The sequence below is a fragment of the Paraburkholderia sp. JPY465 genome (genome assembly GCF_050436725.1).
Lineage (GTDB): Bacteria > Pseudomonadota > Gammaproteobacteria > Burkholderiales > Burkholderiaceae > Paraburkholderia > Paraburkholderia youngii.
In genome coordinates, this window is the sequence record NZ_JBNDMT010000001.1 from 1 (window position 1) to 26,487 (window position 26,487).

General features: G+C 63.5%; 19 protein-coding genes and 3 pseudogenes. 8 read left to right on the forward strand and 14 right to left on the reverse strand.

Going from position 1 to position 26,487, the window contains the following annotated elements; genetic code table 11:
- A pseudogene (locus tag QFZ94_RS00005) lies at window positions 1-5,020 on the forward strand (hypothetical protein); the annotation flags it as partial.
- A 377-nt stretch (window positions 5,021-5,397) separates the two neighbouring features.
- On the opposite strand, the pseudogene QFZ94_RS00010 reads toward QFZ94_RS00005, so the two are convergent.
- The 3 genes and pseudogenes from QFZ94_RS00010 to QFZ94_RS00020 form a co-directional block, all read right to left on the reverse strand.
- Window positions 5,398-5,989 (reverse strand): annotated as a pseudogene (locus tag QFZ94_RS00010) (IS6 family transposase); the annotation flags it as partial.
- Window positions 5,990-6,228: 239 nt separating this feature from the next.
- Window positions 6,229-7,494 carry an IS256 family transposase gene (locus tag QFZ94_RS00015; RefSeq protein WP_429455097.1) on the reverse strand — a complete coding sequence of 422 codons (1,266 nt, stop codon included), beginning with the start codon at window positions 7,492-7,494 and terminating at the stop codon, window positions 6,229-6,231.
- 60 nt (window positions 7,495-7,554) lie between these two features.
- Entirely contained in the window at window positions 7,555-8,142 is a 588-nt protein-coding gene (locus QFZ94_RS00020; protein WP_429455098.1) for a transposase, read from the reverse strand.
- Window positions 8,143-8,527: 385 nt separating this feature from the next.
- Between QFZ94_RS00020 and QFZ94_RS00025 the strand changes: the two genes are divergently transcribed.
- Window positions 8,528-11,827 carry a hypothetical protein gene (locus QFZ94_RS00025; protein ID WP_429455100.1) on the forward strand — a complete coding sequence of 1,100 codons (3,300 nt, stop codon included), beginning with the start codon at window positions 8,528-8,530 and terminating at the stop codon, window positions 11,825-11,827.
- 23 nt (window positions 11,828-11,850) lie between these two features.
- Here QFZ94_RS00025 and QFZ94_RS00030 read toward each other — a convergent pair whose 3' ends face one another.
- Window positions 11,851-12,738 (reverse strand): IS5 family transposase, encoded by an 888-nt coding sequence (locus QFZ94_RS00030; protein WP_429455102.1) that lies wholly within the window; start codon window positions 12,736-12,738, stop codon window positions 11,851-11,853.
- Window positions 12,739-12,928: 190 nt separating this feature from the next.
- Window positions 12,929-13,033, reverse strand: a pseudogene (locus QFZ94_RS00035) (IS6 family transposase); the annotation flags it as partial.
- A gap of 248 nt (window positions 13,034-13,281) precedes the next feature.
- Between QFZ94_RS00035 and QFZ94_RS00040 the strand changes: the two are divergent.
- Both QFZ94_RS00040 and QFZ94_RS00045 read left to right on the forward strand, forming a co-directional pair.
- Window positions 13,282-13,443: a hypothetical protein gene (locus QFZ94_RS00040; RefSeq protein ID WP_429455104.1), complete on the forward strand. Its 162-nt coding sequence runs from the start codon at window positions 13,282-13,284 to the stop codon at window positions 13,441-13,443.
- A 249-nt stretch (window positions 13,444-13,692) separates the two neighbouring features.
- Window positions 13,693-15,066, forward strand: a complete 1,374-nt coding sequence (locus QFZ94_RS00045; RefSeq protein WP_429455106.1) for an integrase catalytic domain-containing protein — start codon at window positions 13,693-13,695, stop codon at window positions 15,064-15,066.
- 48 nt (window positions 15,067-15,114) lie between these two features.
- Here the strand turns inward: QFZ94_RS00045 and istB are convergent, their stop codons facing one another.
- Together istB and istA are read right to left on the reverse strand one after the other, a co-directional pair.
- A complete protein-coding gene (istB, locus tag QFZ94_RS00050) occupies window positions 15,115-15,957 on the reverse strand; it encodes an IS21-like element helper ATPase IstB (protein ID WP_199126402.1) in 843 nt (280 codons plus the stop codon).
- Window positions 15,954-17,447, reverse strand: a complete 1,494-nt coding sequence (gene istA, locus QFZ94_RS00055; RefSeq protein ID WP_199126404.1) for an IS21 family transposase — start codon at window positions 17,445-17,447, stop codon at window positions 15,954-15,956. The genes istB and istA overlap by 4 nt, the downstream gene beginning before the upstream one ends.
- Window positions 17,448-17,668: 221 nt before the next feature.
- On the opposite strand from istA, the gene QFZ94_RS00060 reads away from it, so the two are divergent.
- From QFZ94_RS00060 to QFZ94_RS00070, 3 genes are all read left to right on the forward strand, one after another.
- The gene (locus QFZ94_RS00060) at window positions 17,669-18,733 is read left to right on the forward strand and encodes a hypothetical protein (protein WP_429455108.1); all 1,065 of its coding nucleotides are present in this window, start codon (window positions 17,669-17,671) and stop codon (window positions 18,731-18,733) included.
- Window positions 18,673-19,044 (forward strand): hypothetical protein, encoded by a 372-nt coding sequence (locus QFZ94_RS00065; RefSeq protein ID WP_429455109.1) that lies wholly within the window; start codon window positions 18,673-18,675, stop codon window positions 19,042-19,044. Before QFZ94_RS00060 ends, QFZ94_RS00065 begins: the two co-directional genes overlap by 61 nt.
- Window positions 19,045-19,339: 295 nt before the next feature.
- Window positions 19,340-19,669 carry a hypothetical protein gene (locus tag QFZ94_RS00070; RefSeq protein ID WP_007579166.1) on the forward strand — a complete coding sequence of 110 codons (330 nt, stop codon included), beginning with the start codon at window positions 19,340-19,342 and terminating at the stop codon, window positions 19,667-19,669.
- Window positions 19,670-20,139: 470 nt separating this feature from the next.
- On the opposite strand, the gene QFZ94_RS00075 is transcribed toward QFZ94_RS00070, so the two are convergent.
- Both QFZ94_RS00075 and QFZ94_RS00080 read right to left on the reverse strand, forming a co-directional pair.
- Window positions 20,140-21,534, reverse strand: a complete 1,395-nt coding sequence (locus QFZ94_RS00075; protein WP_429455112.1) for a hypothetical protein — start codon at window positions 21,532-21,534, stop codon at window positions 20,140-20,142.
- A 153-nt stretch (window positions 21,535-21,687) separates the two neighbouring features.
- Window positions 21,688-22,155 (reverse strand): CesT family type III secretion system chaperone, encoded by a 468-nt coding sequence (locus QFZ94_RS00080; RefSeq protein ID WP_429455114.1) that lies wholly within the window; start codon window positions 22,153-22,155, stop codon window positions 21,688-21,690.
- 120 nt (window positions 22,156-22,275) lie between these two features.
- On the opposite strand from QFZ94_RS00080, the gene QFZ94_RS00085 reads away from it, so the two are divergent.
- A complete protein-coding gene (locus QFZ94_RS00085; protein WP_429455116.1) occupies window positions 22,276-23,316 on the forward strand; it encodes an IS630 family transposase in 1,041 nt (346 codons plus the stop codon).
- Between the two features lie 9 nt (window positions 23,317-23,325).
- Here the strand turns inward: QFZ94_RS00085 and QFZ94_RS00090 are convergent, their stop codons facing one another.
- The 5 genes from QFZ94_RS00090 to sctS form a co-directional block, all read right to left on the reverse strand.
- Entirely contained in the window at window positions 23,326-23,580 is a 255-nt protein-coding gene (locus QFZ94_RS00090; RefSeq protein WP_429455118.1) for a hypothetical protein, read from the reverse strand.
- Window positions 23,581-23,654: 74 nt separating this feature from the next.
- The gene (locus tag QFZ94_RS00095) at window positions 23,655-23,912 is read right to left on the reverse strand and encodes a type III secretion protein (RefSeq protein ID WP_429455120.1); all 258 of its coding nucleotides are present in this window, start codon (window positions 23,910-23,912) and stop codon (window positions 23,655-23,657) included.
- 9 nt (window positions 23,913-23,921) lie between these two features.
- Window positions 23,922-25,175 carry a secretion protein gene (locus QFZ94_RS00100; RefSeq protein WP_429455122.1) on the reverse strand — a complete coding sequence of 418 codons (1,254 nt, stop codon included), beginning with the start codon at window positions 25,173-25,175 and terminating at the stop codon, window positions 23,922-23,924.
- A gap of 164 nt (window positions 25,176-25,339) precedes the next feature.
- Window positions 25,340-26,203 carry a hypothetical protein gene (locus QFZ94_RS00105; protein ID WP_429455123.1) on the reverse strand — a complete coding sequence of 288 codons (864 nt, stop codon included), beginning with the start codon at window positions 26,201-26,203 and terminating at the stop codon, window positions 25,340-25,342.
- Window positions 26,200-26,463 carry a type III secretion system export apparatus subunit SctS gene (gene sctS / locus QFZ94_RS00110; RefSeq protein WP_429455125.1) on the reverse strand — a complete coding sequence of 88 codons (264 nt, stop codon included), beginning with the start codon at window positions 26,461-26,463 and terminating at the stop codon, window positions 26,200-26,202. Before sctS ends, QFZ94_RS00105 begins: the two co-directional genes overlap by 4 nt.
- Window positions 26,464-26,487 lie beyond the last annotated feature (24 nt).

Consider the following 26,487-nt stretch of genomic DNA (forward strand, 5'->3'; position numbering starts at 1 on the left):
CGGCGCGGCAGCGCTGGAACGGGTCCGGGCGCTGTGCGGTGCCGGGGGCCTGCGCGATGAACCGCTGGAAAGCGTAGGCAACCTGTGCATGGGGCTGCTGCCGCTGGCGCGCAGCGCGCAGCTGAAGCGCCACCGGGTGGGCGCGCTGCAGACCTTCGAGGCGCTGCACCCGGTCGTGGCACGCAAGATCGACGCGTATCTGCGCCAGGCCCGCGGGGGGGCGGGCGCCCGTGCCGGGCTGCGCCTGAAGGATGGCGACGAAGCGTGCGGTACGCGCTGTGCGGCCCTGTCACTGTATCAGGTGCTCAAGGCATACAGTCTGGTGGCCCGCCAGTGGAAGGTGAGCTACATCGGCGGCGGGCACGAGCTGGTGAAGGCGCGACGGGAGACCCTGAAGCAGTGGGTGCGACAGACGCTGGACAGGACGCGCGAGCTCATCGAGGCGGACCTGCAGGAAATGAGCTGGAACCTGATTGCGCAGATCGAGGCGGATGAGGCGATCCTGGACGCACTGGATCTGCGGCTGGCCAGCGAGGCGCATCTGGCGGACCTCACGGGGCGTTACCCCCCTCGCCGGTTCGATCTGGCAGCGTGCCACGCGAGCCTGCGCACAGCGGCGGGAAACGTGGAGCGACCCGGACCGGGTGTGGGCGACACCCGGCATGTGACGGTCGACCTGCAGGGACGGGAGCTGGAGCCCGCCGCGTCGTCCGGCGGGGAGCGGCGTGACTACTCCTTTTATGCCCGTCTGACGGGCGAGCCCCTGGTGGAGGTGCGGCTGCCGGGCGCGTTAAGCGGCTTCATGCTGGCGCGCACGTTCCAGTATAACGGCGAGCCCTGGCGCTTCGACATGTTCGGCGGCAGCCGCCTGACACGGGGGCGGCAGACGTCAGCCCGGGACCTCGCCGAGGGCCGCAGCGCGTCGGCTTCGGTGCTGCCGGCGGTGCGGTATGCCGACAGCGTCCCCGGCAGCGCCTTCATGGAGCTGGCACAGAAGCTGGCGCCGCAGCGCGAGGACTGGTCGCGCATGCAACGGGCGCTCATGGAGATGGTGCCGCATGACCATGTGGTGGAGGGCACGTTGCGGCTGGGCTGGTTTGAGGACGTGTCCGGGGCGCAGCACCCGTTCAGGCTGCAGGGGCCGCAGGGCGAGCGCATCGCGCTGTGTCCGAATGACGGCTGCGGGTTTCTGGGATGGGATGTGGCGATGCGCATTCCGGTGGTGCGCGACCATATCGAGGCATGGCAGGCAGTCCGGCAGGAACGGGGCAGCGAGGCACAGCGCAAGCTGGTGGAGGGCCAGGAGCCCGGGTTCAACGCGATGCCGCCGCAGGCGCTGATGCATTTCCCGCGGGACGAGGCGGCGCTGGGGGAAGCGCGCGAGGCGATGCAGCGCAGGCTGGACGGGTTGGACAGGCAGGTATCGCCGGAGGTGGGCCGCCTGACGCTGTACCAGCTGGCCGTCAGCGGGGGTTATCAGGGGCGGCGCATCCGCGCGGTGCCCTCGGCTGACGACAGGCTGTACCTGCCGTCGATTCCCCTGCCGGGCTTCGAGGAATTGCAGGGCGATGTGCTGGTGGGCAAGCCGCCCTACGACAAGGAGAACCTGTTGCCCATTGGGGCCGCGCAGGTCGTTACGCCCGGCCAGGGGGACGTGACGGCCCGGTTTCTGGAGCAGTGCTTCGCCATCCAGTACAGCTATACGGGATTCAATGAGGATTCGGCGGAGGGCGCCGAGATGCTGCACAGCAAGGGCATGCTGATCATTGTGCCGCCGGAATACTGGCCCAAGGAGCATGCGGGGCTGCACCTGGCCTGTTCGCGGGAGGACCTGAAGACGCTGTCGCGCTGGACGGGCGGGCGCGGGCGCGAGCGCGACGCGCTGCCGCGGCAGATGCTCAGCACGGGCAGCCTGCGGGTCAAGGACGTGCTGCTGCCGGGGCGGCTTGGGGCGCTGCCGATTGCGGAGCTGCGCAAGCGGAACATGGACACGGACGGGGACGATGCGTTCGTCTATGCGGGCTATCCGGCGCTGGCGGCCCACATCCGTCGCGTCATGGAGGCGCGCCAGGCGCGGCGGGGCGAGGAGCGCTCGTTCAAGCCGCCGAAGACGGCCCATCCGGCTCTCGATGAGCAGGGCCGCTACCACGCAGGACGGGCACGCGAAATCCTGGCCGAGCAGCGCGGGGGGGCGCTGCTGGGGAAAGCCGCCACGCTGGCGATGCGCTTTCTTGCGCAACCGGACGAGCAGCGCGAGGCCATGGCGCGACGCATGATGTTCGGCACCTACGACGGGGTGGAGCGCGAGCTGCGCAACGGGCTGCGCAAGCGGTTGCGGGGGGACGGGGATGCACCAGCGCTGGAGTGGTTGCAGGCGCAGGCAGGTGAGGCGATGGAGCGGGCCCATGAGCCGGAAGCGCACGAGGCGGCGAAACTGCTGTACGAGCTGGGCATGCAGCTGGGCGGCGACAGCGTTCAGGCACCGCCGCTTGCGCCGGCGCTGGCGCAGTGGTTCCCGGCACTGGCGAGCGCCTACGGGCAGGCGCACGACACGGCCGGGCGTGTGCACGCGGTGCTGGACAACTATCCGGTGTGCCGGCTCTCGCGTACGGCGTTCCCCGGCGGGCAGCCGGGGCTGGTGCCGGGCGAGCCGGAGCTGTCCATGCGCAATCTTTTTACGATAGCGATCAAGGTGGGCACGGACGCGCTGAAGTCGGACACGGGCACCGATCTGTTTACGGGTGTCATCGAGTGCTGCGAACGGGTGGAAAGCCTCTACCCGGAGCGTCTGCGGCGGGTCCCGTACAGCAAGCAGACGGCGGCAGAAATACGCGATGGGCGTTTCGATCCACAGTGGGCGCAGACGGTGCTGCCGCACATGCCCACGATGGCAGCGGGGGTCATGCAGGACGCGGTCCACGCGCTGCAGCAGGCAAAGCTGCTCAGCGTACCGGCTACGCCGGCCGAACGGGCGCAAGAGGTTTCCCCGCAGGCGCTGCAGCGGCAGGCGCAGGCGTTGCATGAGCGCGCCCGCCAGGCCGAGCCGCAGATCACGCCGCTGCTGAAGGACATCCTGGGCCATGGCGGGGTGCCGGGGCGTGAAGGGGGGCGGCCGCATCTGGCGGGCGAACAGAAAAAGCTGAAGTCGCCGCTCTCGCTACAGGACAAGCTGGCCCGGCTGATTGGCGGCATGCCGCCGCTGGATCTGGCCCAGGCCAGCGCGCGGGTCAACGATGCGCTGCGCTACAGTGTGGTGCTGTCCCCGGATACGTTTATGGCGGACTATCGCCGGATCCTTCTGCAGCTCGAAGGGAAGGCGCATGCCCTGATGCGGTGTCACAATCACTTCAGCCGGGAACGCAGCCCTTTCCGGGCGGTGAGCGTCACGCTGGAGGATCCGGAGGGCTTCCCATGGGAAATCCAGTTTCATACGGAGCACACGTTCAGGTGCAAGGAGCACTACCACCACCTGTACAAGCAGGCGCAACGATGTGGATTCGGTGGCGCTCACCGGGACGAGATCTGGAAGCTGCTCGGGCCGGCGCGCGAGGCCTTCCAGGCATCAGCCGTCCCGCCGGGGGTGGAGGATATCGTGGACTGGGATCCGGATCCGGATCCGGTATTGACGGTTCCGCCGCGGCCCCAGCCCCAGGCGCCAGTTGCACGGGGCATGCCGTCCCCGCTTGCGGGGCTGGCCCGTCAGATCAGAAGCCAGGCTGAACGTCTGGAGGGTACGGTCTGGCCTGTGCTGCGGCAGGCGCTGGAGGACCACGGCGCGAAGTTGCGCAAGGACCGGGACGGTGACGACTGGCGCAGCTTCATCTTCAAGAAGGAGAAAAGCATTAAAGAGAAGCTGGCCCGGATACAGCGCGAGCAGGGTCTGCAAACACCGCAGGAGGCCGCCGGGCGGGTACGCGACGGGCTGCGCTACGAGGTACTGCTCGACCCGGAGGGCTTTGCCAGAGGCGCCCAGGGCATTCTCGCCCGTCTGGAGCAGGCCGGCATGACGGTCATGCGCGTGAACAACGGCTTTACCCGTGAGGGCACCGGCTATGCGGGCCTGAATGTGAACGTGCGCACCCGCGTCCAGGGCGAAGACGCCGACTGGGAAATCCAGTTCCACACCCCTGAGAGCCTGCGGGTCAAGCAGAAGAGTCACCGGACCTACGAAAAGCTGCGCCAGCTCTCGCCTGATGCGGAGTCGCGCGAGAAGCTGGAGAAGGAACTGCGCGAGGCGGCAGCGCGCGTGGCGCGCCCGCAGGACATCGGGACGATCGGGTCCTTCGATCACTATGCGGAACCCGCCACTGCCGGTGAAGGGCCCGCTGGCCCGATGAACCCGCCATACCGCGGCGCAGCCCCGGATCAGGCACGCAATCGCGGCCTGAACACCCCGCCGCAGCCGTCCGGGCCGCACCACGCCACGCGAAGCGCGCCTGCGGTAGCGCCGCGGGCCCAGGATTCCGGCCATGCGGTTCGCAGCAGCTGGCCCCCCCGCCCCCCTGCGCGCACCACACGTGTCCAGCCGCCTGCCCGCCCCCTGGCGGGTGCCTCGCCCGCCCAGGCGTCCGTCCGCCGATCCCTGAAGGAGTTCGATTCTGCTAGCCACTATCGCAGTCTTGGCGCGTTTCTGGCGGAAGCGGACGCGGAGATGGGGGTGGCCAGCGGACTGGGAAACAATTGCCTGCTCGACACAGTTCTTCAGTTCGTGCGCAACATCAGGCGACGGCCCGGGGTGGAAACGGAGCAGACGAGGGAACTCGAGGCGGCAGCGCAGGCATTGCGAAGCGTGCTGAATAAGCAGGGCCTGGCCGATGCGCGTGACTTCATCGACATGTACACGGCTGGGGCGAGACTCGCGCACAGCCTTGACATCCGCATCCAGACCATTGAGCTCGAGCAGCGCGGGCGGGTCACAGTGCATCCGGTTGTTGGTCAGCAAGGCCCGCTTGTGCATATCCTCCACACGCACATGCCGGGTCACTTTCAGCCATTGTGGCCGCGCCCACCACGATCATAAGCGATCTGATAATCAAGCCAGGCCCGCCCGCCCTTCAGATGACGCCGGTTGGTCAGGTAGACGCGCAGTCGCGAGTTGAGATTTTCGACCAGCGAGCTGCTGCGTGGTGTGCTATGCAGCGCCCCGGATACGGCGGCGTAGACGCCGTGAAACGGGCGGCCGATGCGGGCTAGCAGGCGATTCCACCCTTGCCAGAACGCACTCGACGTTTCGGACTTGCGATGCAGCATGCAGACCTCGCGCACGAGATGGCGCGCCACGTTGTGCGTTCGTGCAATGGCGTCGAGTTTTGTGTCGAGCAGGCCCGCGAAAGCGAGCAGGCCGTCGCGCTGGTTCTGAAGGGCACGCCGGTATGCCCCTGTACGTGACAGGTCCCGTGCACTTCTGAACCGTTTGAATCCAAGCATCACGTTCGTTCTTGACTTGATGTGACGATGGTCCTGTTCGATCAGATTATTGAGATGCTTCGAAGAGCGCACCTTCGTGTCCTCGGGAAGCAGGCCGTCAATTTCCATCTCACGCACGGCCCGGTGCGACGCGGCATACCCATCGAGGGTGAGTTTCCGGTGGCTGGCCTTGATGTTTGACCGCCTTGCCGAAAAAGGCTTTTGCCGCGGCCACATCGCGCTTTGCCCTGAGCATGAAGTCTACCGTCTGGCCGTCCCGATCCACCGCCCGATATAGATAAACCCATTTGCCCCGGATCTTCAGGTACGTCTCGTCAACCCTCCACGACCGTCCCGCAGACGTGGCAAAATGGTTCCAGCGCTTGACGAACTCGGGCGTATAGCGGCGCACCCAACGCAGAATCGTCGTGTGAGCCAGCGACAACCCTCGCTCAGCCATCATCTCGACGAGATCGCGCAGGCTGAGTTTGTAGCGCAGATACCAGCGCACACAAAGAATGATCACCTCACGGTCAAAATGACGGCCGGCGAATAGCCCGTCCAGACTCTTCAGCTTGTTCATCGCGGCTTCTCAAATCGGTCAGGGCGACACTCTAACCGATCCTTGAGCGCTATTTGCACCACAACCCGTCTGTCCGTCACCGTGTACGATCGCGTGAGCCGGCGGTGGTATGACCGGCGTGATGCCTGCCCCGGACAGCGCTTCGCCGCGCTCTATGCTGTAGTACGCACCGTCGGCTATCACCCGGTCCACCGGTAGGTGAGTTAAAGTCAAATCTGGTGTATGCGGTCTCGGCGTAATCAGGCGGCTAGCGATTGCTGAGCCGGTGTGCTGTCGGTCACCGGTTCTCCATCCTTGAACGTCATCCCGTCAAGCATCGAAGTGAGCTTTTCCGGGGCGCGGATGCGCCGCCACGATTCTTCGGCCGACTCGATCAGCTTGAACGCCAGCCCGAGGAACGTCGCGCGCGATACACAGTTGCGCGTGCGTTTCGTGCGATGGCGCACCGTCGCAAAGGTCGATTCAATCGGGTTCGTGGTGCGCAGATGCTGCCAGTGTTCAGCCGGGAAATCGTAAAACGCGAGCAGCTCGTCACGATCTTCCGTCAGCTTTTCGGCGACCTTCGGGTACTTTGCCGAGTACGCGTCGACGAAGTGATTGAATGCGGCCAGTGCATCAGCGCGCGTGGCCGCCATCCAGATGTCCTGCATCGCCTTCTTGCCTCGAGCCTGCTGCGATTTCGGCAGCGCATTGAGCACGTTACCCATCTTGTGAAACCAGCAGCGCTGATGCTTCGTCTGCGGGAACACTTCCTCCATCGCGGCCCAGAATCCCATCGCGCCATCGCCGCAGGCCAGCAGTGGCCCCGACGGCAGGCCGCGCTTCTTCAGATCGAGCAGCAGTTCGCTCCACGATGCCTTCGATTCCCGGTAGCCGTCACCGATGGCCACACGTTCCTTCGTCCCGTCCGGTTTGACGCCAACGATCACCAGCAGGCACTGGCCGTCGGAATCGTCGCTGCGCACACCGGTGTGAATGCCGTCGGCCCACCAGTAGACCCAGCGCGCCGACGACAGCTCACGCCGATTCCACTGCTCATGCTCATCGGCCCATTGGGCCTTCAGCCGGCTCACGACGTTCGGCGACATGCCGCTGACCTGGCCGCCCAGCATGATGCCCATGGCTTCGCTCATGTCGCCCGTCGAGATGCCTCGCAGGTACAGCCACGGCAGCGCTGCCGACACGCGCGCGGACTTGCGCACGTACGGCGGCACGATCGTCGAATTGAACCGGATGCCCGAGCCCGAACGATCCCGCACCTTCGGCACCTGAACCGTCACCGGACCGATCGCTGTGACGACCTCGCGCTCGGGCAGGTAGCCGTTGCGCACCACGGCACGCCGGCCGTCGATCGACTTCACGTTGCTGTACTGTTCGAGCATGGTCGCCAGTTCCACCTCGACTGCCTGCTGAATGATCTGCCGCGCGCCTTGCTGGATCAGCTCATCTAGCACGCTTTTCGTTTGCGCTTTACTGCTGTTCGCTTCTTGCGTAATCTTCTTCATGGTGGTCGGGTCCGGCCTTCTCGGGTTCGCTGGTTGTGCCTTTGACAAGCAACATTCTCGCTAGACCGCCACCGCCTTCTCAAATTCCCGCCGCTCCCGCTGTACACCAGATTCGACAATAGCTCCCGGTAGGTCCGCAGGCAGCATGGCGTCCATGCCTTCGCTGTCCGACACTTCGGTGGTAGTGATCCGGATCGCGCGGATGTTCATGTCCGCATCGATGGATAGATGCATCTTGCGCCACGGCGTGCGATCGGCCTTTTTGCCGTATTTCTCTTCGTACCACTGACCGGCCCGGGCGAAGCTCAGACCCGTGCTGTCAACGATCAGGCTCACCGCTTCGCCACGCGCAAGCCGTCGGGCCATCTGCTCGCAGCGCTGTGTCACGCTCGCCTCCAGCGCGGCAAACCGGTCACACAGCTGCCCGAAGCTGGGCACCGCGATGTCCAGCCCCCGGGTGGCCCAGTAGTCCTGCATGTAACCCGTCGTCTGCCGCATGCCCCAGCCGAACAGCCGGTAAAACGTGTAGATCAGCTCGATGTAACCAGCCGTGTAGATCGGCTCGCGACCGCAGACGCCACGGGTACGCGTGATCGTGTTGATGAACTGCGCCTTCAGGTCGCCGTGCGGAACATACAGGCTGATCATCCCGCGCTTTTTCAGGCTCTGGTTATACGCGTGAGCGTTCGTGACCCGGTACCCGGCCTTCTCCCATTTGCGCGGTTCGCCTTGTTTCTGTCTGACCTTGTATGGCATTATCTGAACACGCTTTATTCACCATCACGCACTTCTACGCAAGTCGCGCCCTCTTTGCAATACCCCCCATCCGAACAAAGCCCAAAGAGTAGGCTTCGCGTCACTGGCGGCGGCTTCGCGCGCCGCGGTCCGGCCGCTGCCGGCTGCTTCCACAATTGTGGTCAATTGTTTCGGGCAGGGCGGGGGCTTTCGCTCCTCCACGTGTTCCGCTCGGCAGGGGCGCGCATGCGCGTTTCAGCCTGTCCGTTTTGCGGAGGTTGGCGGGGAGCACATCGACATGAAAATCAGTAGCTGGATTTCCGCCTGCGTGACAGGTCCAAGCGGCGCGGACGGCGCGAAGAGCGGCAGCAGCAAGCGCAAGACGGTGACGGGGCCGCAGAGCCGGCGTTCGTCCGGGAGCAATGTGCTGAGCAAGCTCGTCTCTTGGAACAGCGGCGACAAGGACGCCGGGTCGTCACAGCATTCGTCCGTGCCGGGGGCATCCGAGCAGAAACATTTCGACGATCTCATGCGCGACACCATGGAGTACTTCAACCGCCGGCTGCCCGACGGCGGCACGCAAGGCCCGAACGCGCAGCCCGGCGGCAGGACCGAAGGCACGCAGTCGCCGCGCCAGGAGCCGCCGCGCGCGGCGGGGGATTGGGGGCGCCAGCTTTCCGACGCGCTGAGCCGGACCAAGGTCCGCGAAGCGGCGCTGGACTCGGCCGCGAAAGCGGTGGACGTCATTCCGGAGTTCTCGGCTCCGGCAGACGGTTCGGAGGGCGGCTTGCCGTCGGCCTCGCTTTATATGCCGAGGCCCGTCTTGGAGCCGGGCGCCGCCGAGGCGCCGCTGCTCATCGAGCAGCGCAACATCGACCCGCGTCCCGTGCGCGCCTGGCTGGCCGAGCACGAGATCGAGACCGTGCACAACAGCGCCAGCGGCTTGAACTGCGTGCTGATCTCGCTGCTGCAGCATGCCACGGGACACTACGACAGGGCGTCCGAGCCTGGGCTGGCCCAGGAGGCCGAGGAGTGCCGCGCATTGCTCAAGACGCGGCACTCGGAGATCGCGGCGCTTGACGAGACGCCGGGCCAGGACCGGATGCTGTATCCCGACGAGCCGGCGATCAAGACGGCGCTTGCCTGGATCAACGAGCGCTGCGGCGCGAATCTCGACGTGCATTGGGTCGAGCCGCACGCGGACGGGTACCCCGTGCGCGTGCAGTGCTCGAGCACGGGCAGGGAACCGGTTGCGATCATCCGCTTCCAGGACCACTACGAGGCGTTGCGCTCGGTGAGCGCGGCGGTCTACGGCCGCACTGGCCACGGCCGCAGCGAGGAACAGCTTAGCCCACTCCGCGAGAACGAGGGCTGTGGCATGCCATTCCTGCGCGGTAGGCACGAGAAACAGGTTGCGCCAGCGCATACTGTCCGCGAGCAAAGCGGACCGGCAGTGCCGGTGGGCGTTCGTGAACCAAGTGGGATGGCGAAAGCACAGGAACCGCCGTCAGCCGCGCCCACCAGACGACAAACGCTGCTCGAGACATATCACGCCGCCCGACAGCGACAGCTCGACCTTGAGCGTGCGCTGGCTGCCGTCAAGCTGCGCCGCGCTGCGGAAGTCTATTGCGAGAAAAATGAATGGGCACGGTTCACGCCCCGCTTGCCGCGCATGCCTGTTGCCCGGCAGCGGTTCGAGGCGCTGGCCGCCTTGTCTGCCGACGAACTGATCGCAAACGTCGAAGCGCATCCTGAGCGCTATTCTCGAACCTTGCTGACCGATGTCGCGCAGCACCATCTGCTTGCAGCCTTGAACATCGACGTCAAACTCTATGAGCAAGGCATCCATCAAGCCGGCCTGTACGAAGGGCTACACAGCGTGGCGGGACGCATCGTGACGGCCGCGGCATCGGCCGTCAGCTTGGGTGTCGCGGAGATTCCCGGGGCCGGGCACGCACTGAAGGCAGGCAAGAAAGCCATCAAGGTGATGGCACACGAGTTGCCGCCGAACATCGTCAACCCTGCGCTGACCGGCCGCTTGCGTTCGGTGACGGATGTCAAGGAAGCGTTCAAGCGCGTGGGCGGACAGCCGGTCGTGGCGCCGCAGATCGAAAAGAGCCCCAACATGGGGGTGATCGTGCAACGGCTCAAGGACAAGCGTCGCAAGCTGAACGACGCTGCGAAGCAGTTCGCGGGCGTGTCGGCGGCGCCCGGGAGGGATTCAAATGCGTTGGGTAACCTCGTCGATGCCTTCCTCGATCTGCATGACACGGCGGACCACCAATACCGGCGACGCATCGGCCTAAACCGGACGCAGACCTACAGCAAGGGGTGGGGCATGGCGATCAACGGCGTAGCCGCCACCGGTGCGATTCTGACGCCAACGGTGCCGGTCGTCGGGCAGATCGTCGGACCGGCCATTCTGGCGTCCACCATTCCGCTGCAATGGGTCGCCGGCTACCTCGATGAGCGGCGCAACAAACACCGGTACAACTTCCGCGCCAATACCAAGTGGGCCAATTTCCTGCATGAAAACGTCGCCCACATCCACTTCAAGGATCTGAAGCCCGAGCACATTTCGGAGCGCGCGCTGCGGCAATCCTTTATCACGCAATCCGAAGTGCAAGTGGCAGCCATTCGAGAGGTCTATGAGGACACGCTCGGCGAATGGATGCACAGGCGAGTCGAACTAGAGCGGAAAATCGGTGTCATGGAGAGCACTGGAATGGCCACTCGGGCAATTTGGCCGCACCGCGCCCACCTGCGAGGCCTCGGGTTGGAGATGGATCTCGCCAAGGAGCAGGTCGAGCACTTCGAATCTTTCGATGCCGGGCGCTGGAGCGAGATTCCTGCCGATAGCCTGATCGGTCGTTGCCTGGACGACCTCAAACAACTCGAGCAAGCGAACCGTGCCGCACGCCTTCGCAAGCCCGGCGAAAGCGCGCAAATCGTTCAACGCTACGTGCAGGCATTCCACGCCGGAGTGTCGACAGGAACGGCCCTGCCGGTCATCGACGCCATCACGTTGACCGATTCGCTTTATGCCCGTGACGCCCACGGCCATCAGACGGCGCTGCACCCAGGCGCCGAAGCAGGGGCGGTGGGTACCGGCATCGTGGGTGGCGGCGTGTTCACTGCGACCACGGGCGAGGTTCGCATGAGCAAAGCGGACAACAAGAAGCTGATTTCGGAATTGCGCGTCAGTCCGGAGCAATTTCGCGCGGACGAGCGTCAATGGGTGTTCAAGGCCGGCGACCGCACTGTCGACCTCCGCAACTCCGCGGGCTATCGCCGACATGTTCATTCCACATGGGACGAATTCAGGCTGATTGGTCGAGCCGTCCGAAGCGGCTTGTTCAGCGGCCCTGCCGGGCTCTGGCATTTGAGTCGCGCGAAGGGGTGGCCTTGGGGCGAACTTCGGCGCGCCAAGGCCGAGTTACGAGCCGCGCTCGACCTCCTGGCCGCATCGGACACGCCCAAGCCTGTCGCGCACGATGTAGCTCGGGCCGACACGCTCTCGGCGATGAAAGATGAACTCTATGACTACCCAGCGGTGCGCATACATTTGGGTACGAAGGGGCTTTGTTCGGATGGGTAGGAGTCCCCTTGTTGTGGACGCACCTATCCATTTTTGACGCAAACCGACCTGCCGAAGGAGTTCCACAGGTTGATGAGGTTGGCGATGATGACGCCCTCGCACTCCTGCGAGGCGATCTTCTGCGTCAGCAGGGTGGCGCCAATGCATCGCTTGATGCGTGAGATCTGCGCTTCGACGCGCGAGCGCAGGCCGTAGCCGTATTTCTTGTGGAACGCATAAATCCCCTTGTCCTTGATGTATCTGACGAGCTCGTCATGCCAGCGCGTCTGTCCGTCACCGTGTACGATCGCGTGAGCCGGCGGTGGTATGACCGGCGTGATGTCTGCCCCGGACAGCGCTTCGCCGCGCTCTATGCTGTAGTACGCACCGTCGGCTATCACCCGGTCCACCGGTAGGTCCGCAGGCAGCATGGCGTCCATGCCTTCGCTGTCCGACACTTCGGTGGTAGTGATCCGGATCGCGTGGATGTTCATGTCCGCATCGATGGATAGATGCATCTTGCGCCACGGCGTGCGATCGGCCTTTTTGCCGTATTTCTCTTCGTACCACTGACCGGCCCGGGCGAAGCTCAGACCCGTGCTGTCAACGATCAGGCTCACCGCTTCGCCACGCGCAAGCCGTCGGGCCATCTGCTCGCAGCGCTGTGTCACGCTCGCCTCCAGCGCGGCAAACCGGTCACACAGCTGCCCGAAGCTGGGCACCGCGATGTCCAGCCCCCGGGTGGCCCAGTAGTCCTGCATGTAACCCGTCGTCTGCCGCATGCCCCAGCCGAACAGCCGGTAAAACGTGTAGATCAGCTCGATGTAACCAGCCGTGTAGGTCGGCTCGCGACCGCAGACGCCACGGGTACGCGTGATCGTGTTGATGAACTGCGCCTTCAGGTCGCCGTGCGGAACATACAGGCTGATCATCCCGCGCTTTTTCAGGCTCTGGTTATACGCGTGAGCGTTCGTGACCCGGTACCCGGCCTTCTCTCATTTGCGCGGTTCGCCTTGTTTCTGTCTGAGCTTGTATGGCATTATCTGAACACGCTTTATTCATCATCACGCACTTCTACGCAAGTCGCGCCCTCTTTGCAATACCGCCCATCCGAACAAAGCCCAGCGGATAAGCCACGTACCACCGAACGCACAGCAACATCACGTCCAGCGGGTAATGCAACCGTTTGAGTACTTTTGCCACACCCGGACTCAGCTTCTCGGTCATCGATCAAGTCACCCATTAAGGCCCGTCAGCATAGCAGACTGCCTTATTGCGACAGATCGCCTTATTGCGACAGATCCTGTGACAGTGCCGCCACCCGTTTCGCGTCATCAAACATCAGTTCGGCTATGCGAAGTCCCGCTATGGTTGTTCGATGAAATATGCGGCGAGGTTCAAAGCTGCGTTACACATTGGGAGGCACCTTGAGTGCCAGGCGATAATGGTGCCCCCATTTTTCCTCTGCGGCATCCATGACTCAAAACACCCGATCTGGCGTCGGCAGACTGAGCGACGACAAACGCAAAGCGATTGCTAGAGAGCGTCAAGCAGCGTGGCCGGTCAGCGACAACTATTTTGGCCGGCGCATTGACTCAAGATTTTTGCTACCAAGCGGTACCTGTTGCCTCATGTAATTTGTTACCCGTCAGAATGCTGGCGGGGACGACTTATGACGCAGGCGGCTCAGCATGACAACACGACGGGAATTGACTGATGCGGTTGGCGAGCGGTATCGACGTTCTGACCGGACGGAGAAACGCCAGATCCTGGACGAATTCATTGAACTGACGGGCTATCACCGGAAGCATGCGATCCGGGTGCTGTGCCGGGATCCGCAGCCGCAAAGGACGAAGCCAGGTCCGCAGCGACGTTACGACGACGAAGTGCGTGCGGCGCTGATCACGCTGTGGGAGGCTGCCGACCGGATCTGCGGCAAGCGGCTGAAGGCGCTGATCCCGACGCTGATCCACTCGATGACACGGCATGGTCACCTGTCGCTATCGAAGGACGTGCGCCAACGGCTTGAGCAGATCAGCGCCGCTACCATTGACCGGCTGCTGCGCGACGTGCGCGAGCAGGCCTTCTCCGGCCAGCGCCGGCGCGCCGGAGGAATCGGCAATGCGATTCGCCGTGCGGTGCCGATCCGCACGTTCTCTGACTGGAACGATCCGTTGCCCGGCTATCTCGAGGTCGATTTCGTCGAGCATTGTGGTGGCACCAAGATCGACGGCGACTTCGTGCACAGCTTCGTGATGACAGATATCGCGACCGGCTGGACCGAATGCCTGACCATGCCGTATCGCAGCGGGGCGTTCGTTCTCGAGCACATCGAGCGTGTTAGCCGTGCCTTGCCGTTTCCGCTGCGTGGTCTGGATTGCGATAACGATACTGCCTTCATGAACGCGGCCATGCTTGACTTCTGCAAGGCAACGGGTATCGAACTGACGCGCTCACGTGCCTACAAGAAAAACGATCAGGCGTGGGTCGAGCAAAAGAATGGCGCCATCGTGCGTCGCCTCGTTGGCTATGGCAGGTTACGCGGCCTCGAAGCCACGGCAACCCTTGCTTCCCTCTACGAGGTGTCGCGGCTGTACATCAACTTCTTCCAGCCGTCATTCAAGCTGAAATCGAAGACCCGTCACGGCGCGAAGGTGACAAAGCGCTATGAGGCGCCCTTGACGCCGCTCGAGCGCGTGCTGCGTTCTGCTTCGGTGTCAGAGGCAACCAGACGCAGACTGCGCGCCCAGTTCAGAGCGCTCGACCCACTGGATCTCTTACGTCGAATGCGCGAGGCCCAGCAGCGTGTCGCCGAATGCAGTGCTTCCGGAGCGGCGCCGACAGAGACAAAGCCATCCGGTCAAGTTCCACTCGCGGATTTCCTGGTGAGTCTTGGAACGGCGTGGCAGGCCGGAGAGGTCCGGCCGACGCATCATCGAAAAGCGCGCGTCCCCCATGACTGGCGTACCCGGGAAGATCCGTTCGAGCATACCTGGCCGAAGATACAGCAGTGGCTCGAAGCGGAGCCCGGCATTACCGCGCAAAAGCTCCATGAGCGTCTCACTTCAATGGCTCCCACCATGTATTCCGGCGCGCAGCTGCGCACCTTGCAGCGCCGCGTGAAGGCATGGCGATCGAACCGTGCCAGAGAACTGGTGACGCGGATACTCGGCGATGCCGACGCGATGACGGCTGGCGCCGCTACGCAGCGCCAGCCGTCATCGCAAAACAACCAGAGACTGACAATTACCCGGGAGTAACATCATCCCGTGAGGCAACACGCGTGATAGCGTAGTTGACGCTCATCGCTACTGCGTAACGTTGCCGTCGTCGGGCAACCGGTCGCTAAACGGGTTAGCAGGGTTGTCGTCGTGTAATTGACGCCGCCGTGCATTCTGTTTGTCGCCGGCCTTGCGGCGGCGGTAACTCTCGACGTTGAGCTCGAAGATCGTCGAGTGATGCACAAGCCGGTCGATGGCGGCGACCGTCATGCCGGGGTCGGGGAACACGTCATTCCAGCCCGAGAACGGTTGGTTTGCAGTTATCAGAAGACTTTTACGCTCATACCTCTCGGCAATCAGCTCGAACAGCACGCTGGTCTCGGCCTGGTCCTTACGCGCGTACGACAGGTCGTCAAGGATGATCAAATCGAAGCGGTCAAGCTTGGCCAGCGCAGAAGGCAACTGCAGGCTCTGGCGTGCGGCCTGCAGCTTCTGGACGAGTTCGCTGGTGCGCGTGAACAGCACGCGGTATCCGGCGTCGATCAATGCATGGCCGATAGCCGATCCCAGGTGACTTTTCCCGACCCCGGGCGGGCCGAACAGGAGAACCGTGGCGCCTTTCTCCAGCCATGATTCGCCGGTAGCCAGCGCCGTGACATGCGCTTTTGAGACCATCGGCACGGCGCCGAAGTCGAAGGCGGCGAGCGTCTTGGTCGGGTCCAGATGCGATTCGGTGCGGTGCCGCTCGATGCGTCGTTTGGCGCGTTCGGCCAGCTCGTGCTCAAGCAGTGCGCCGAGCAGGCGTGTGGCCGGCCAGCCTTCCTTGTCCGAGCGCTCGGCGAACTCGGGCCACAACCTGCTGATCGTTGGCAAACGCAGCTCGTTGAGCATCAGGGCCAGGCGGCCACCATCATGCGCGGGCGCGTTCATGCGGCCATCTCCTCGAGCAGTTCGTCATAGACGGCAACGGGCGGCATCTGAACCTCCACCTCGGGGCACTGGGCCTCACGGGGTGCGTACTGCTCACGCAGCGCCTTGAGATCGGGAAGCTCGCCGGCTTCGAGCAACGCATCAAGCTGCCCGGCCAGTACGGCCTCCACGCCGTGCAGGCCTGCGAGCTCAAGCAGGCCGACCATCGTCTTGCATGCGTCGCGTTGTGACAGGCGGGCATCGAGTTGTTCCCAGATTCTGCGGTACGCCTCGCGCGGGAACAGCGCGTCGCGAAACGCGAGCCCCTTGAATGCCTGGGGTTTGCGCTTCAGGGACTCAATGAAGTGGCGGTAATCGAGCGCGTGGCGGTTGTCGTGCGCACGCGAGCCCCGGGCGGTGCTGTGGACCAGCACGCCGGACAGGTAACAGTCGAGCCGGTCGCCGTAGATGCGCACCTTCAGCCGGTGGCCGATCAGGCGCGACGGCGCACTGTAGAGGATGCCTCGCACCGTAAACGTGCTGCAGCGGGTCACAGGGGCCTCTTCCTCGACGAAGTCAGTGGTACGGTACTCCGGCAGATCCTGAAGCTGCTGGCGCTCGATACGGAACGCGGCGGCGCAGCGCCGGTTTCGGCGCATCACCTGTTCGCGGATGAATTCGTCGTAGGCGGCACGGTCACCGAAGTCGCGATGGCCACGCAGCATCAGGGCTTGATCGACTGCGTCCTTGAGATACCGGTGCGAGGATTCGACGCTCCCGTTCTCGTGACCCAGTCCGCGATTGTTGCGCGTGCCCTGCATCTCGTAGTGATCGAGCAGCGCCTTGTAACGGGTCGTGAAGTCCTCCTTCTCACTCAGGTTCTTGAAGGCGGCAGAGAGGCTGTCGGTGCGATGCTCGCGCGGGCAACCTCCCGCCTGCCACAGAGCATTCTGCAAGCCGTTGGCGAGCGCTTCGAAGCTCTCGCCGCCCTCGACCACGCAGGCGTACTCCCAGCGCGAGAATGCCAGTACGAAGTGATACAGCCGGTGCTCGAACGGTGCGCCGCCGATCGTCACGCACAGCTTGCTCATATCGGTGAAGTCGGACAGCCCGCGCACGCCGGGTTGATGCTCCTGGGGGAAGAAGATCTCCTGGCTGGGACCTTCGAGCGCCCGCCATTGAGAAATGCGTCGTTCCAGCGTGCGACGCATGCCGTCGGGATAGCAGCCCGGGTGATCATCCTGCAGCTTGCGCAGGATCGTGATGCCCATCAGATGTGGAGCGTTGCGCAGCAACGGCACGACCTCACTGTCCCAGACATCGGCGAACGGATCGGGACGGGTGCGCCAGGAGCGCCGCGGCTTCTGGGATGGCAACGTCGCGTCACGCTCGATGCGGCGTGCGCTGCGCACGCTTATTCCTGCCTTGGCGGCCGCGACTTCCTGCGGATGGTGTTTGCGCTTGTTCATGTAGAGGCGAACCTGTTGGTCGGTGATGCGGGTTCCAGACATGTGCTGACCGCTTCTTCTTTAAGAATCGATCAGCCATCCTATTGCCCCGCCGACGCGGCGCCGCCGGTGGTTCGTCGTCTCCGGCGGCTACGCCGCCTCCGACTCCTCACCACCGGCCAAAACAAACGTCAACGACCGGCCAAGCTAATTGTCGCCGCCCAATTGCACTTCAGGCCCTCACGCGCACCGAACCCATCAGTGTGCTGGCTGAGCGTAACGGCGTGAGCCGCCCGACGGTCTACCGACAGATCGGCACGGCCAGTGTAGCGCTGGATGAAGCCTTTGATACCACGCGGGCAGCCGACGCAGATCAGGTGCTTTTCATGCTGCCGGTCACCCGCCAATGGCTCGATCAGGTCATCGTGGCGCTCACGATGGTGGGCCACGTTTCGTTTCGCAGTACCCTTGAACTCATGCACGACCTGCTCGGCGTCTCGACCAGCCTGGGCACGATTCACACCGTTCTTCAGCGGGCCGCAAAGCAGGCCATCGCCATCAACGCCGGTATCGATCTCTCACCCATCCGGGTCGGTCTGCACGACGAACTCTTTCAGGGTTCCCAACCCGTGCTCGCCGGTATCGATGTCGCCTCGACCTATTGCTATCTGCTCGCCCCCGAAGCCCATCGCGACGGCGACACCTGGGCCATCCATCTGCTGGACCTGCAGGCACAGGGCCTCGATCCTGAGCACACGATCACCGATGCGGGAACCGGTCTGCGTGCCGGGCAAAAAATGGCCTGGCCCGATACGCCGTGTCACGGCGACGTATTCCACATCATCCAGCAGGGTAAATCACTAGCGACGCTCTGGCATCGTGTCGCCAGTGGCGCTCGCACCGGGCGCGAGCAGCTCGAAGCGCGTCTGGCCAATCCCCGTCGACGTGGTGAGGATAGCCTCCTCGAAGCCGCGCTGGAAACGCTTCGGCGCAATGAAGCCCATGCGCACGAGCTGGCTGCCGACCTGCGCACCCTGGTTCAGTGGCTCGACGTGACATCCTGTCACTGGCTGGGCCGGACCTCGCGACGCGTCAACGGCTGTTCGATTTCGTGGTTGCCGAACTGCAGCAACGTGAAGCACGGGACCTGTCACGTACAGGGGCATACCGGCGTGCCCTTCAGAACCAGCGCGACGGCCTGCTCGCTTTCGCGGGCCTGCTCGACACAAAACTCGACGCCATTGCACGAACGCACAACGTGGCGCGCCATCTCGTGCGCGAGGTCTGCATGCTGCATCGCAAGTCCGAAACGTCGAGTGCGTTCTGGCAAGGGTGGAATCGCCTGCTAGCCCGCATCGGCCGCCCGTTTCACGGCGTCTACGCCGCCGTATCCGGGGCGCTGCATAGCACACCACGCAGCAGCTCGCTGGTCGAAAATCTCAACTCGCGACTGCGCGTCTACCTGACCAACCGGCGTCATCTGAAGGGCGGGCGGGCCTGGCTTGGTCTGCTGCAGTTTGTCTTCAACCATCGCCGCTTTGCCCGCAGCCGATGCCCTGAGCGAACTGGAAAGAGCCCGAGGGAACTGATGAGCCGCAAGCCTCACGATCACTGGCTGACGCTGCTCGGATTCGGCCCACTCCAGCCTCAGCGAACCTGATATCGGCAGGTCGTCGCCGGCCTCCATTTGAACCGCATTCCTTACTATTCCTGCTTTCTTACGCAGGCTGCTTCCGCTCGTCTGTGTAACGCAAAAATCGCGCTTTTTGAACCACGCCCAAATCTACCTTCGCTGCGTCTCGCGTTCGACCGGACACGCGTTCTCCCCGATCAGCTCGCGACAAACAGTGTCGTCTCGCCTCGAATATCTCGCGATGCCGAGTCTCGTTCAGCCTGCGACGTAACACTTCCCGTCGTTCCTGAACTTCGCCTTCGATTCGCGCAACCTGCTCACCGTGTGGCTGGCCGCGCATCCGAATCTGGCCACCACGCTCGAACGTGCGCCCTATGCCGCGCTGTACGGACGTATCCAGGCGCGCGTGCAATTGAAGCCCGTCATCGAGCGCGAGCGCTTCGCGCAGTTGATCACGCACGCCCTGAAGAGCGCCGGCTGCACGCATACGCTGCTGGCCGACTCCGGGCTTGAGCTGCTACGGCAGGCTTCACGTGGTCTGCCGCGACACGCCGGGCGAATCCTGCGCACCGCGATGCAGCTGGCCGTGCCCCGGGGTCTGAATCATCTGCCCGACGAACTGCTGCAACAGGCCATTGAGGAGTTCCGATGACCAGGCGCCACAAACACGCCAAGGTATCGCGCGCCGCGCTGAGGATCACGTCCCGTCCACCTGCGTTGCCCGAACTGACAGACAATGCTGCCGCGCAGATCCAGCAACTCCTATGTGACTGGCTCCTGTGGTTCAGCGCTGCGTATGGCGAACAGATCCGTCGTTGCAACGAACCGTGGGCTGTGCCGCCACGCGAACCGCCTCCAGGTCACCGCATCGTCGACCCCTTCTAATGACACGGCCCCGGTCTCGACAACCGGGGCCGTGTTCGTTGTGCCGCCCATCAAATGCGCGACAACGCGCAAATCTACCTTCGCTGCGTCTCGCGTTCGACCGGACACGCGTTCTCCCCGATCAGCTCGCGACAAACAGCGTCGTCTCGCCTCGAATATCTCGCGATGCCGAGTCTCGTTCAGCCTGCGACGTAACACTTGCGGCTCATCAGTTCCCTCGGGCTCTTTCCAGTTCGCTCAGGGCATCGGCTGCGGGCAAAGCGGCGATGGTTGAAGACAAACTGCAGCAGACCAAGCCAGGCCCGCCCCGCCCTTCAGATGACGCCGGTTGGTCAGGTAGACGCGCAGTCGCGAGTTGAGATTTTCGACCAGCGAGCTGCTGCGTGGTGTGCTATGCAGCGCCCCGGATACGGCGGCGTAGACGCCGTGAAACGGGCGGCCGATGCGGGCTAGCAGGCGATTCCACCCTTGCCAGAACGCACTCGACGTTTCGGACTTGCGATGCAGCATGCAGACCTCGCGCACGAGATGGCGCGCCACGTTGTGCGTTCGTGCAATGGCGTCGAGTTTTGTGTCGAGCAGGCCCGCGAAAGCGAGCAGGCCGTCGCGCTGGTTCTGAAGGGCACGCCGGTATGCCCCTGTACGTGACAGGTCCCGTGCTTCACGTTGCTGCAGTTCGGCAACCACGAAATCGAACAGCCGTTGACGCGTCGCGAGGTCCGGCCCAGCCAGTGACAGGATGTCACGTTCGAGCCACTGAACCAGGGTGCGCAGGTCGGCAGCCAGCTCGTGCGCATGGGCTTCATTGCGCCGAAGCGTTTCCAGCGCGGCTTCGAGGAGGCTATCCTCACCACGTCGACGGGGATTGGCCAGACGCGCTTCGAGCTGCTCGCGCCCGGTGCGAGCGCCACTGGCGACACGATGCCAGAGCGTCGCTAGTGATTTACCGTGCTGGATGATGTGGAATACGTCGCCGTGACACGGCGTATCGGGCCAGGCCATTTTTTGCCCGGCACGCAGACCGGTTCCCGCATCGGTGATCGTGTGCTCAGGATCGAGGCCCTGTGCCTGCAGGTCCAGCAGATGGATGGCCCAGGTGTCGCCGTCGCGATGGGCTTCGGGGGCGAGCAGATAGCAATAGGTCGAGGCGACATCGATACCGGCGAGCACGGGTTGGGAACCCTGAAAGAGTTCGTCGTGCAGACCGACCCGGATGGGTGAGAGATCGATACCGGCGTTGATGGCGATGGCCTGCTTTGCGGCCCGCTGAAGAACGGTGTGAATCGTGCCCAGGCTGGTCGAGACGCCGAGCAGGTCGTGCATGAGTTCAAGGGTACTGCGAAACGAAACGTGGCCCACCATCGTGAGCGCCACGATGACCTGATCGAGCCATTGGCGGGTGACCGGCAGCATGAAAAGCACCTGATCTGCGTCGGCTGCCCGCGTGGTATCAAAGGCTTCATCCAGCGCTACACTGGCCGTGCCGATCTGTCGGTAGACCGTCGGGCGGCTCACGCCGTTACGCTCAGCCAGCACACTGATGGGTTCGGTGCGCGTGAGGGCCTGAAGTGCAATCGCTTTGCGTTTGTCGTCGCTCAGTCTGCCGACGCCAGATCGGGTGTTTTGAGTCATGGATGCCGCAGAGGAAAAATGGGGGCACCATTATCGCCTGGCACTCAAGGTGCCCCCCAATGTGTAACGCAGCTTTGAACCTCGCCCGCTATTTGCACCACAAGGGCCGTGACAACGCCTATTTGATTCATCTTTTTTTCTGAGGAGGCTCCACTATGCGCGCAGCCACGAGAACTCTCCCGCGACGATCCCTTCGAACATCTCTTCCGTCGATTCGATGATGCTCTTGCGCCAATAGCGGCCATGCTCGGCATAGTGCGAGAGCAGATCAGCGAGTGCGGCGCCGTCGACGTCGTCGCTCATGGGCACGCGCAGCACGAGCACGATACTTCCAGTGTCCGTATCGAGTCCGAGTTGTGCTTGGTCCTGGGCGTAGATCAGGAGGTTGGCCTCAAGCATCAGCCGGAATACGACGAGCGTGCGGCCGGACGTCACCGTGCCGTAATGAAAATTCACGTACAGCGCGTCCAGATCGTTCTCGAAGTGTTCGAGCCGGACGTCAAAGCCTTCGACCTCGATCGAGCGAGTGCGCAGCACATTGTCGGCATCCGCAAGGCCGACCGTCGCGCACAGGTCACGCACCAATGCTGAGTAGCGCTCCGAACTATCGTTGACGTGCAACTAGTGTCCCGAGTTAGAAATTCGTAGACACGATCGCTCGACGTTAACGAGGATGTCGTCGGCAGATTTGGTCCAGTTACTGACATGTGCGCCAAATAGTGCGTGATGCGTTATACGAGTATGAAGACGAAAAATGATGCTCGAAAGTTGGACGGAGCCACGCAAGCACACATGAGAAAAATGGTTGTGCAGGCGGTGCGTGGCGGGATGACGCAGACTGCGGCGGCAAACATCTACGGTGTGAGCCTGCGAGCGGTGAGCAAATGGATGAAGCTCTCGCGCGAAGGCGGATGGAGAGCGCTGAGGCCAGGCAAGCGCGGCCGCCAACCAGGAAGTGGCCGGCTCAATCACACCCAGGCCGTGAGAATCCGCAAACTGATCATCGAACGGATGCCGGACCAACTGGCGTTGCCGTTCTACCTGTGGACGCGCGAATCGGTGGCGCAGTTGATCGAGCAGCAGTACGGCATCACGGTGTCGGCGACGACGGCGGGCCGATACCTCAAGGCTTGGGGCATGAGTGCCCAGAAGCCGGTGCGTCGTGCCTATGAGAGGAACGACGCAGCGATTGCGCGATGGCTGGACGAGGACTATCCCACGATTGCGAAAGAGGCGAAGCAGGAAGAGGCAACCATCCTTTGGGGTGACGAAACGGGGCTGCGAAGTGACCACCTCTGCGGAACGAGCTTCGCTCTCAAAGGGCGAACGCCGCTGGTACGCGCAACGGGACAGCGCTTTGGCTGCAACATGATCTCCGCGATATCCAATCGTGGGATGTTGAGCTTCATGGTGTTCGAGGGGACGTTCAAGAATGCAACCTTCATCGAATTCATGAAGCGCCTGCTCAGGCAGGCCACGCGGAAGATCTACCTGATCGTGGACGGACATCCGGCGCACCGATCCGTGGCCGTCAGGCGCTTCGTCGCCGACAACGCCGAGCGCCTGCGCCTGCGCCTGATCCGGCTGCCGGGGTATTGCCCTGAACTGAACCCGGACGAACTGCTCAATCAGGACGTGAAGACCAATGCGCTTGTCAAGAGCCGGCCGACCAGCAAGGCGGAAATGATCGGCAACGTCCGTCGACACCTGCACCGTCGGCAAAAGGAGCCTCACGTGATTCGCAACCTGTTCAAAGAAAAGCATGTTAGTTACGCCGCTTAAAAATACGCACTATTTGTCGCACTGGTCAGCAAAAGAAAACGGATCAGTGTTGTTGATCTGGATGTATTGGCGAATTGCCTCTTGAAATTGCCGTGTGGAGCGATGGGTGCCGCGGAGCACGCATGTCTGGCTGAGCGTCGCAAACCATCGTTCGTCCCGGTTAATCCACGAAGCAGACGTGGGGGTGAAATGCGCATGGAAACGCGGATGGCGAGCCGACCAGGTATTGATCGAGGAGGCCTTTTGCGCACCGTAGTTACTCATCACCAAGTGGACGTCCAGTCGGGGGGCACGTTTGCCTCGATGGTGCGCAGGAACTGACGCGCGGCAGCGCGCTCTCAAGTCGCGTCCCGCGTGTCCGAAAGCTGCTCGACGATGCGTGCGGCGGCGAGCAGGCCGCGATAGAGTTTCGCGAGATCGTTGCGATCGAGCTCGGTTGCGCCGTGTGCAACGCCCACGTTTTTCGCGGTTGCCTCAAGCGCCTCGCGTATCGCGGCAAGACGCGGTCGGCCAGTGGAATCGGCGAGCGTCTTCTGCAGATCGTTGAAGTCGGCGGCGCACGCTTCGAGTGGTGCGTAGATGTTCGATGTCAGCATTAAGGGAGCTCACTTCGGTAGCGGTAGGTAAGCGCTGGTGTTGGCCGCACTCGGCGCGGGCAAGGGCAGCGTCGTGGGAATGTCCTCGTGCGGCGGTATCCCGTCGCGCGCGGCGACGGTAGGTGCTTCGTCGACGTTTCCTGTCGCGCCCTGTTTGCCGACTGTGTTGCTGTTGGTACGGGTATAACCATTTCCATCTGCGGCTGCCGACGAAGCGGCGTCTTCCGGGAATGTGTAGATATGCTTGACACCGTTGGGCGTCTGTCCGTAGCGCACATCATCAGAGTCCATCAGGAAAGAGAACGAGGGCGCCGAAGGCACAGCGTCTTCCGCTTGCGCGACGCGCACGCGCACGTCTTTCACATTGTCGCTGAGATCGTGGCGCATTCGCGCAACGGCCGATTCAACCTCACGCGGATTCGCGGCCTTGCCGCTGACCTCGAAGATTCCGCGCCCAGTGTAGACGACCTTGAGCCCCTGCATTGCGAGCGAATCCGAGATCTTGCTCAGCTCGTTCTGCGCAATGCCATAGTGCTGGACAATGCGGCCAGGCGAAATCCGCTTCAGTATCTTCCGTACCTGCGCGTCTTCGTCGGCGGTTGCGACCATGCCGCTTAGCGTCACCGTCGAACCACGTACCTGCACATGCAGTTCCTTCGTGTGCGCGGCGGCCAGTTCGAGGTTCAGGCGTTGTGCGAGATCGTCGGCATCACGTGGCAACGCGGGACCGCTGACGGCCGTCGTCAGCATCACAGCACCTATTACGAACACAGCGCCGAGCATCGCGCACGCGCAAACAATGCCCGTGGTTCTGCGGCGGCGCAAGGGCTTGGGTGCGCACCGCGTTTCCTCCGGCTTCACGAGCAGCGTGGAAAGCAACTCGAGATCGCTCGGCCACGGCGCGTCGACCGGCCCGATGCAAATAACCGTTTCGCCGAACTGCATCGGCGTGAAGTCAAGCAGTAGGACAGTGCCCGGCTCGTTGTCACTTTGCCATGGATGGATGCCCCCCTGAGAGGCGTCGTCGCCTTGGCTCTTGTTACTACGTTTCTTGCTACCATCCTTCGCGGCCGCACGACCCTCGGCCACACGCCGGGCGCTTACCACACCGCCTGACTCGACGACGAGCGACACGTCGTCGCCGCGCCAGTCGGTGATGCAGATGTCGGCGGCGTCGTTCGCGGCGATCCGGTGCGCGCCGACGCTCAGACGCAGTTCCGCGCCGGCGTGCACGCCGGTCAGGATACGTAGCAGCTTCGTCATGGAGAATCCATTGAAGAATGATGCGGCGCGCAGCGCGCACGCCTTCGATACTCGCCTCACTCTAGCCCCCGGGGGGTGACGGTCCGGCACACAATGCGAAGTCTGTGCGGGGAAAGCGAAATTGCGAGGAAAGCGTGACAGAAACCAGACAAACACGCGAAGCGTTAGCCACGTTCGGCAGCCATAAGCGCGGCGCCGCGCTGCACGATGCGCACGTTCAGTGCGCGCCCGCGCATGGACGGTGTCGAGGGCCGGCCGTAGGCAAGCAGCAACAGGGGCATCAGCAGATTCAAACGCCCGGCGCGGCTGATTTCCGCCGACGCGTCGGCTTCCAGGGACGCGTTATGAGTCGCTATGCCTCGCGCTCCGGAGACATCGGTCAGGAGCTGCCGCCATGCGCGGATGCTGGCATCGCCGGGCGCACCTGTTTGCAACTGGACGGTCAGCAGATCGATGAAACGCTCGTGCAGCAGCGCATCGAGCCGCGCGTGCGGCCGCGCGGCGGCCTCGTCGCGCAATACAAGCAGCGCGCCAAGCCAAAGGCGTGGCAGCTTATCGGCGAGAGTCGTGCATGGCGTTTGTGCAGCGACGAATTCCTGTAGCGCGCCAGGCCCGGGGCGTGAGATTGTCGTTTGTCCTACGCGCATCGGGGGCTGCGCGCCGTCATCGCCGTGGCGTCCGTCACGCGGCTGTCCACCGCCGCGGCCACCGTCCCCGTCGCGCGTGACACGACCGGTGTTGCCGAAATCTGGCGCATGCTCGCTCGGCTGGTTGCAGGCAGTGTTAGAGGACTGCCTCGCGCCTGCGCGGCGCACGGCATTGCGCCTCCTGGCGCTGAGCGCCGCGAGCTTGCGGGCGAGCAGCGAACCGCGTATGTCCGTATGTTGCGTGCGGGCATAGCTGAACATGATCGCGCCGCGATACAGCACCGCGACGCGCGCGACGTCGGTCTGCGACCAACGTTCGCGACACGCGTCCGCCTGCATGGCCGGCGAAACAATGGTGGGGGGGCGGCTGACGCGCGTCATTGCCGCATCGCCGTGTGCATGATCTCGTTCGCGAATTGCAGCAGCGCAGCTGCCGAAAACGGCGCGGCGATCACAATTGCGACGGTCACCGAAATCAGCTTTACGCCGTGCGAGAGCGTCTGATCCTGCATCGACGTGATTGCCTGCAGGAACGACACGCCCAGCCCCACGAGCGCAGCCACGATCACAATCGGCAGCGAGATACACAGGCAGAGCAGCAAGCCCTGGGTTGTGAAGCGAAGGAGCGTATCAGTATCCATTGACGACTTCTCCGATTTTTTCGT

Excerpts from the sequence above, each read along its gene's own strand:
- QFZ94_RS00015 (WP_429455097.1), bottom strand. The coding sequence starts at position 7,494 with ATGAAGAAGATTACGCAAGAAGCGAACAGCAGTAAAGCGCAAACGAAA.
- QFZ94_RS00020 (WP_429455098.1), bottom strand. The coding sequence starts at position 8,142 with ATGATCAGCCTGTATGTTCCGCACGGCGACCTGAAGGCGCAGTTCATC.
- QFZ94_RS00025 (WP_429455100.1), top strand. The coding sequence starts at position 8,528 with ATGAAAATCAGTAGCTGGATTTCCGCCTGCGTGACAGGTCCAAGCGGC.
- QFZ94_RS00030 (WP_429455102.1), bottom strand. The coding sequence starts at position 12,738 with ATGATCAGCCTGTATGTTCCGCACGGCGACCTGAAGGCGCAGTTCATC.
- QFZ94_RS00040 (WP_429455104.1), top strand. The coding sequence starts at position 13,282 with ATGACTCAAAACACCCGATCTGGCGTCGGCAGACTGAGCGACGACAAA.
- istB (WP_199126402.1), bottom strand. The coding sequence starts at position 15,957 with ATGAACGCGCCCGCGCATGATGGTGGCCGCCTGGCCCTGATGCTCAAC.
- istA (WP_199126404.1), bottom strand. The coding sequence starts at position 17,447 with ATGTCTGGAACCCGCATCACCGACCAACAGGTTCGCCTCTACATGAAC.
- QFZ94_RS00065 (WP_429455109.1), top strand. The coding sequence starts at position 18,673 with ATGCTGCATCGCAAGTCCGAAACGTCGAGTGCGTTCTGGCAAGGGTGG.
- QFZ94_RS00075 (WP_429455112.1), bottom strand. The coding sequence starts at position 21,534 with ATGACTCAAAACACCCGATCTGGCGTCGGCAGACTGAGCGACGACAAA.
- QFZ94_RS00085 (WP_429455116.1), top strand. The coding sequence starts at position 22,276 with ATGAAGACGAAAAATGATGCTCGAAAGTTGGACGGAGCCACGCAAGCA.
- QFZ94_RS00090 (WP_429455118.1), bottom strand. The coding sequence starts at position 23,580 with ATGAGTAACTACGGTGCGCAAAAGGCCTCCTCGATCAATACCTGGTCG.
- QFZ94_RS00095 (WP_429455120.1), bottom strand. The coding sequence starts at position 23,912 with ATGCTGACATCGAACATCTACGCACCACTCGAAGCGTGCGCCGCCGAC.
- QFZ94_RS00100 (WP_429455122.1), bottom strand. The coding sequence starts at position 25,175 with ATGACGAAGCTGCTACGTATCCTGACCGGCGTGCACGCCGGCGCGGAA.
- QFZ94_RS00105 (WP_429455123.1), bottom strand. The coding sequence starts at position 26,203 with ATGACGCGCGTCAGCCGCCCCCCCACCATTGTTTCGCCGGCCATGCAG.
- sctS (WP_429455125.1), bottom strand. The coding sequence starts at position 26,463 with ATGGATACTGATACGCTCCTTCGCTTCACAACCCAGGGCTTGCTGCTC.